At 34.2% G+C, this 6,737-nt stretch carries 7 protein-coding genes; 6 read left to right on the top strand and 1 reads right to left on the bottom strand.

Going from position 1 to position 6,737, the window contains the following annotated elements:
* Window positions 1–110: 110 nt before the first annotated feature.
* Window positions 111–449 (bottom strand): hypothetical protein, encoded by a 339-nt coding sequence (locus tag D5R40_RS29090; protein ID WP_124145465.1) that lies wholly within the window; start codon window positions 447–449, stop codon window positions 111–113.
* 32 nt (window positions 450–481) lie between these two features.
* Here D5R40_RS29090 and D5R40_RS36365 point away from each other — a divergent pair, with 32 nt between their 5' ends.
* From D5R40_RS36365 to D5R40_RS29065, 6 genes are all read left to right on the top strand, one after another.
* Window positions 482–643, top strand: a complete 162-nt coding sequence (locus D5R40_RS36365; protein ID WP_161565096.1) for a hypothetical protein — start codon at window positions 482–484, stop codon at window positions 641–643.
* Between the two features lie 705 nt (window positions 644–1,348).
* Window positions 1,349–2,014, top strand: coding sequence for a dTMP kinase (gene tmk, locus D5R40_RS29085; RefSeq protein ID WP_124145466.1), 666 nt, complete (start codon window positions 1,349–1,351; stop codon window positions 2,012–2,014).
* 360 nt (window positions 2,015–2,374) lie between these two features.
* Entirely contained in the window at window positions 2,375–2,692 is a 318-nt protein-coding gene (locus tag D5R40_RS29080; protein ID WP_124155596.1) for a glutathione S-transferase N-terminal domain-containing protein, read from the top strand.
* Between the two features lie 64 nt (window positions 2,693–2,756).
* Entirely contained in the window at window positions 2,757–3,086 is a 330-nt protein-coding gene (locus D5R40_RS29075) for a glutathione binding-like protein (protein ID WP_124155595.1), read from the top strand.
* 565 nt (window positions 3,087–3,651) lie between these two features.
* Window positions 3,652–5,127, top strand: a complete 1,476-nt coding sequence (locus D5R40_RS29070) for a family 10 glycosylhydrolase (protein ID WP_240041678.1) — start codon at window positions 3,652–3,654, stop codon at window positions 5,125–5,127.
* Between the two features lie 239 nt (window positions 5,128–5,366).
* On the top strand, window positions 5,367–6,326 hold the full coding sequence (locus tag D5R40_RS29065; protein WP_192901137.1) for a DNA polymerase III subunit delta': 960 nt from the start codon (window positions 5,367–5,369) through the stop codon (window positions 6,324–6,326).
* The last annotated feature ends 411 nt before the right edge of the window (window positions 6,327–6,737 follow it).

The following is a 6,737-nucleotide window of genomic DNA, read 5'->3' as shown; positions in this document are numbered from 1 at the left end:
AAGTCCCGATCGTGTCCGGATAATTAGTGATAAAAAATTTTCTCCTTTTCTTCCTGTTTCTTCTTCTTTCTTCCCTCCTGACTCCTGACTCCTGACTCCTGACTCCTCCATTAAATGCTGTCTATAAATTCCCAATTAGGATTTTCTATTATCGACTTACTTAACAAATCAAATTTTTGACGGCAATGATTATCTGATTTTAAAGGAATTTCTTCATTTCTAACAACTATATTTATGCGTGTTTTTTCAGTATTAGTTGCTATGGCAACATTGATTTCTATAGTAATAAGTTGAGAGAAAATTACTTGACCATGAACTTCACTAGCCATTAAATAATTGCCTCGAATATAGACAACTTCAAAACCACAATAACTCAGAATATCTGTCAAAATTAACTGTATATTTTCTACATCGACAGCTACAGTAAATAAACCAGTATAGCGAGCCATAAAAAACTCCAATAATAGAAAAATTATTTGAATTGAAGAAGGAAGAAGGAAGAAGGAAGAAGGAAAAAGTGGATGAGGACTCAAACCCCAACAAGCTTGTAAACACCGCTTATGAAGTTCGAGGTATTATAGCGCTACGCGCAAATCAGAAGTCAGAAGTCAGAAGTCGGAACTCAGAAGTAATCCCTGACTGAGTTTGAGAATTTATCAATGTCCGCGCCCTATTTGCGTAGTGCTATAAAGCCAAAAGAAAAAGATAAAATATAAATTAATATTCTATATACTCCCTATAGGTAATAATATAATATTTTGTCTGTAAAAAAAACAGATCCTCTCGCTTCAACGGCAAATATCTCTATTTTTCCTGTTCTAGTTTTCATTTATTTATAAGTATTCAACAATACATTATAGAATAATTTAATTAATAGGAATCCTAAATAATTAGTAAGAATTTTGTAAGCATTCAGCCATCAGCTATTGCTTTTAGTTTGAGATAAAAGCTTTACTAATTGAGCCAGAATTTATACTTATATCATGTCCGGTTGAACAGTTATAAATAAACTACGGAGGAGTCAGGAGTCAGGAGTGAGGAGTTAGGAGGAAATAAAGAAGAAGAAAGAAGAGGAGAAGGAGAAAGTTTTTTGATCACTAATTATCCGGACATGATATTACTATAAAAGCTGGCTGAAACAGTCTATATTCATTTAAACCCCCTTATAAGAGCTGAGAGCTGACAGCTAATAGCTGAATGCTTAAAGAATTTTATTACTTCGATGTCTGCCATTTCTTATTCCCTAAAAGTCTAGGAACACAGCTAAAATAAAATTATTGCTATCAAGAAATTAGTAATTATTAGCAACTTCTAAAAAAGCAGTTAAAAATAGATAAATAAATGCAAAATGATAGGTAAATTCATTGTCTTTGAAGGTGTTGAAGGAGGGGGTAAAACCACTCAAATTCAACTGTTACAAAATTGGCTATTATATAAAAAACAATCAAACAAACTTTTATCAAAATTTATAGATTTAGAAGTAATTGTCACGCGAGAACCAGGAGGAACAAAATTAGGTCAAGCTTTACGAGTATTACTATTAAATACAGATATATCTGGAGAACAAATTCAAGAAAGAGCAGAATTGTTACTATATGCAGCAGATAGGTCTCAACATATTGAAAACTTGATTAAACCCTATTTAGAAAAAGGGGCTATAGTATTGTGCGATCGCTTTACTGATTCGACTATTGCTTATCAAGGATATGGTCGTGGTTTAGATTTAGATTTAATTCAAAAACTCAATCATATTGCTACAGGTGGCTTAAAAAGCGACTTAACTTTTTGGTTAGATATTGATGTTAAAATTGGTTTAACTAGAGCTAAAAATAGAGGGAAAATTGATAGGATGGAACAAGCAGATATTCAATTTCATAAAAGGGTACAAAAAGGCTATCAAGAATTAGCTAAAAGTAATCCTTCGATAGTACGAATAGATGCTAATCTAACCATAGATAAAGTTCAAGAACAAATTCAAGAAGTTATGAGGAAAAAATTAATAGAATGGACTTGAAGAAGGAAGAAGGAAGAAGGAAGAAGGAAGAAAAAATGGATGAGGACTCAAACCCCAACCAATTGTCAACAACCTGTAGATTGTGAGGTATTAAACTCATAAAGGGAAAGAGATTTTTTTAAGTATTGATCTTAAAATAGCGTTTCTCAAGTTACTGAGGCATGGTTGTTTTTCTTATTTTTTATCAAAATAATATAGGTCGCGCAACCCCGCCTTTTAAGGCTAAATATTTTTGGAAAGTTGCTCAAAATCCCCATTACAAAAATAACTTCTGACTTCTGACTTCTGACTTCTGACTTCCTTAATCCCTACTCCCTAAAAAAAAGGAATTTTTTACTTCACAATCATTGGAATTGCTATATGTTGAAATTATACGAATTTTCTACCTCTGGTAACTGCTATAAAATCCGTCTACTGTTAACTCAGTTAGAAATCCCTTTTGAAAGAATTGAAATTGATATTACAAAAGGAGAAAGTCGTACCCCAGAATTTTTACAAAAAAATCCTAATGGTAAAATACCTGTCTTAGAAATAGAACCAGGAAAATATTTATCTGAATCTAATGCAGTTCTTTTTTATCTCAGTGAAGGAACAAAATTTTTACCAACCAATAAATGGGAAAAAGCTCAAGTTATGCAATGGTTATTTTTTGAACAATATAGCCATTGCATAACTTGAGCTTTTTTATCTCAGTGAAGGAACAAAATTTTTACCAACCAATAAATGGGAAAAAGCTCAAGTTATGCAATGGTTATTTTTTGAACAATATAGCCATGAACCTTATATTGCTACCTCTCGTTATTGGATAAGTATTTTAGGAAAAGCAGAAGAGTATCAAGCAGAAATTAAGCAAAAACAAGTAGGAGGTTATGCGGCTTTAAATGTCATGGAAAAACATTTAGAAAATTATCAATTTTTTGTAGGGGAGCAGTACAGTATTGCAGATATTTGTTTATTTGCTTATACTCATGTTGCTCATGAAGGAGGATTTGATTTAAACCAATTTCCAGCAATTCAAAATTGGATAGAAATAGTAAAAAATCAGCCCCTTTATCGTTCTATATTAAGGTAAGCATTTCCTACGGAATGCTGCGCAAACAGCAGTCAGCTATCAGCTATCAGCTTTAAGTCATATCTAATATATTTCCTACTACAAAATTGCTTATATTAATAACTCATACTTCTAGTTATAGTGCTTCAATTTATGAGTTAAAAATGTAGTAGAAGTTCAAAGAGAAATTCCTTAATTAAAAAGCTGAACTTGAGTGCATTTTACAGGAAAAGCTGAACACTGAATGCTATAGCTGAATGCTTACATATTAAGTTAAATATAAATTTCCGAAATTTTTCCATCAGAAGTTGTATGTATTTAGTAATAACGTAATTATTCTGGGAGATTAAATTAGATTGAGATTAACTAAATCAAAAAATCTAATCTAAATTGATTAAAATTTTATAGAATAATTAAGGTTTAAAGCCTCTCTTTTCAAGGAAAAACAAGCGGTCAAGGGATTGCAAGGTCTCCTCGCCATATCCAATCGACCAAGAGAGAAAAAATTTTCCTTTTATTCAATCCTCTCCGTAAAAGGAAGAGGTAATTATCAATTATCCATTATCAATTATCAATTATTGAACCTATGTCTAAAAAAAAGGATAATTCTTCTCGTCTTTTTGATTCAGGTTGTTTGGTAGAAATTCTAATTTTTTTGATGATTTTAGGTGGAAGTTACTGGTGGTTTATTCAGAGAAATCAGATCGATTTGTCTAAATTCGTATCTAATAATTCAGTGGTTTCTTGGCTCCAAGATAAATTTCCAAATCTACCTATTCCCACTGTAAAATCAGAAGAGAGATCAACCGAAAAAGAAACTTTTTTAAAATCAAAAGAAACTGACTCAACTCCAACCGAATCATCTCAATCATCTTCATCAGAAACCGTCAAAAATACACCAGATTTACCTAAAAGAGAATCACCATCACCTATTACTACCGAAGAAAAGATTGTTAATCCAGTTAAGCCTAATCATAATTCCCTTGAAAAAGAAACTGTTTTAAAATCAAAAGAAATTGACTCAAATCAAACCGAATCATCTCAATCATCTTCATCAGAAATCGTCAAAAAATCACCAAATTTACCTAAAATAGAATCACCATCACCTACTCCTGCCGAAAAAAAGATTGTTAATCCAGTTAAACCTAATAATAATTCCCTCAACGATAAAGTTTTAACTCCTTGGGAGAAAAAAGAAATTAGAGGAATTTACTTAAGTCGTTATTATATAACTAATAATGCGGATGAAAAAACAATTCGTGAAAGAGTTCGTTATTATAAAAAACAAGGATTTAATACCATAATTCACGGAGTTTGGGGAAATGGTTGTACCATGTACAAAAGTGAAGTAATGCAACAAATACTAGGAGCAAATAGCTGTCCTAATGAATTTAATGAACAATGGTTAGTTTGGTTAATTGATGAAGCACATAAACAAGGAATAGAAGTTCATGCTTACTTTGAGAAAGGCATTAAAATTGATAAAAATAGTCCGATTTTTGACTTAGCAATTGCTAAAAAATGGATAGTTCCTGGAGTAGATAAAACCTACGATGGAATTGAGCATTATGTCTTAGATGTAGAAGTAGAAGAAGTAGCTAACTTTTTTACTAATATTTTAGTTGAATTTGTCAAAAAATATCCAAAAATCGATGCCGTTCAATGGGATGATTATCTCGGATATCATGCAGAATTGCCAGGAAAAGTAGACCGGACAGCAAAATTAACAAGTTTTACCAAACAGATGGTAACAGAAATGAAAAAAGCCAACAATTCAGTTAGTTTTGATCTTAGTCATCATAACCCTTATTGGGCGAAAAAATATTTTGCTGCAGACTGGGAAAAATGGTTAGTAGATCGAGTCTTTATTCAAGCTTATAATGAAGATAACTTTCAGGAAGAATTGAATTATGCCAAACAATATGACGGTATTGGTATTACCGATAAACAATTACACCGCCTTGACGAATTAGTTAATAATTCCAATATTAAGAGTGTGTTAGTTTTCCCACTTTCTGGAGAATCAGAAGAAACAGCAAACAGAGTTAAATCATCTTTTTAGATTTAATTTTAAAAATGGTATTCAACATATTCATTCTGACTCCTGTACGGACAATTTCCTAAAGTCATGCTCCGCAAACGCGTTTACGTTTACGAAGTATTCCGTAGAAAAGTATTCCGTAGGAAATTGCCCCTACGACTCCTGGATCCTTTTCATAGCATTCAGGAAAAACTTTCTTCTCCTCTTCCTCCTTGTTCCCTCCTGAGTTCAGAGTTCTGAGTTCTGACTCCTTCTTCATTGTGACTTCATTTACCTCAATTATCGGACAAAACCAAGCCATAGAATTATTAACTCAAGCAGTTGCTCGCCAACGTATTGCCCCTGCCTATTTATTTGTAGGCACTCCAGGAATAGGACGAGGTTTAACTGCCCAATGTTTTATTGAACTCCTATTCTCCAATAACCACTCCCCTGCTAACCCATCCCTAAAAAATCGCATTCACAAAAGAAACCATCCAGACCTATTATGGGTAGAACCCACCTATCTACACCAAGGAAAACTGCTCTCAGCAAAAGAAGCAACAGAAGCAGGAGTCAAACGCAAGTCACCACCTCAAATTCGTCTCGAACAGGTACGGGAAATTAGTGAATTTCTCGGTCGTCCCCCCCTAGAAACTGCAAGGTCAGTAGTAGTCTTGCAACAAGCTGAAACAATGAGAGAAAGTGCTGCAAATGGTTTGTTGAAAACTTTGGAAGAACCTGGCAAACGGGCAACTTTAATCTTAATTGCTCCGGGAGTTGATTCATTATTGCCCACCTTGGTGTCCCGATGTCAGCGCATTCCTTTTTATCGCTTGGCCAACGAGAATATGAAGCTCGTATTGGAAAAAGCTGGCCATGAAGAAATTTTGAGGCATAAAGAAGTGATGATGATGGCTCAAGGTAGTCCAGGAGAAGCGATCGCTGCTTGGCAACAACTACAAGAAATTCCTGCGGATATTTTGGAAACAGTCACTCAGGGTATTAAGACTATTCGTCAAGCACTAGAAGTAGGGCGAGATATTAGTAAAAATTTGGATATGGAGGCGCAGTTATGGTTGATAGATTATCTACAGCATAGTTATTGGGCCAAGCAACAGCAGCAGCTTGACAAAGTGGAATGTCTCAAACATCTGGAGGCAGCTAGAAAATATTTACTCTCCTATGTCCAACCTAGATTAGTTTGGGAATGTACTTTCATGGCGATGTGTTCTGTTTGAAGAAGGAGTCAGGAGTCAGGAGTCAGGAGACAGGAGAAAGCAAAATTTGTAGTGGACAGTTTCAGCTAAAATAGTGCTTTAGAGAAGTCAGGGCAAGACACGGATTTTGCCACGGATGCACGGATGGATGCACAGCTAAAACTTTGCAGAGCGCTTTTTTCGTATCACTGATACTGCATTACCCCATCACCCCGTCACCTCCCCCATTTTCTAATGCACATTTTTAGATGAAACAATCCAGTAGGGTGCGTTAGACGGCTAAAATCTAGGCTGTGAAAGGCATTTAACAATCCGTCGTAACGCACCATTTTAGATGTGTCAGTCCACTACCAATAGCGGTAAACAGCCTGTGAATCAAAAAAAATCACCCCAATATCTGCTTGGGATGAAAATAGTTCAATTAAGTTTCAG

The organism is Okeania hirsuta, assembly GCF_003838195.1.
Taxonomy (GTDB): domain Bacteria; phylum Cyanobacteriota; class Cyanobacteriia; order Cyanobacteriales; family Microcoleaceae; genus Okeania; species Okeania hirsuta.
The sequence above is the reverse complement of the archived record's forward strand: the minus strand, read 5'-3'. Positions and strand labels throughout refer to the sequence as shown.

What these genes read in the sequence shown, in the direction of transcription:
- D5R40_RS29090 (WP_124145465.1), bottom strand. Translation starts at nt 449, where the DNA reads ATGGCTCGCTATACTGGTTTATTTACTGTAGCTGTCGATGTAGAAAAT.
- tmk (WP_124145466.1), top strand. Translation starts at nt 1,349, where the DNA reads ATGATAGGTAAATTCATTGTCTTTGAAGGTGTTGAAGGAGGGGGTAAA.
- D5R40_RS29080 (WP_124155596.1), top strand. Translation starts at nt 2,375, where the DNA reads ATGTTGAAATTATACGAATTTTCTACCTCTGGTAACTGCTATAAAATC.
- D5R40_RS29075 (WP_124155595.1), top strand. Translation starts at nt 2,757, where the DNA reads ATGCAATGGTTATTTTTTGAACAATATAGCCATGAACCTTATATTGCT.
- D5R40_RS29070 (WP_240041678.1), top strand. Translation starts at nt 3,652, where the DNA reads ATGTCTAAAAAAAAGGATAATTCTTCTCGTCTTTTTGATTCAGGTTGT.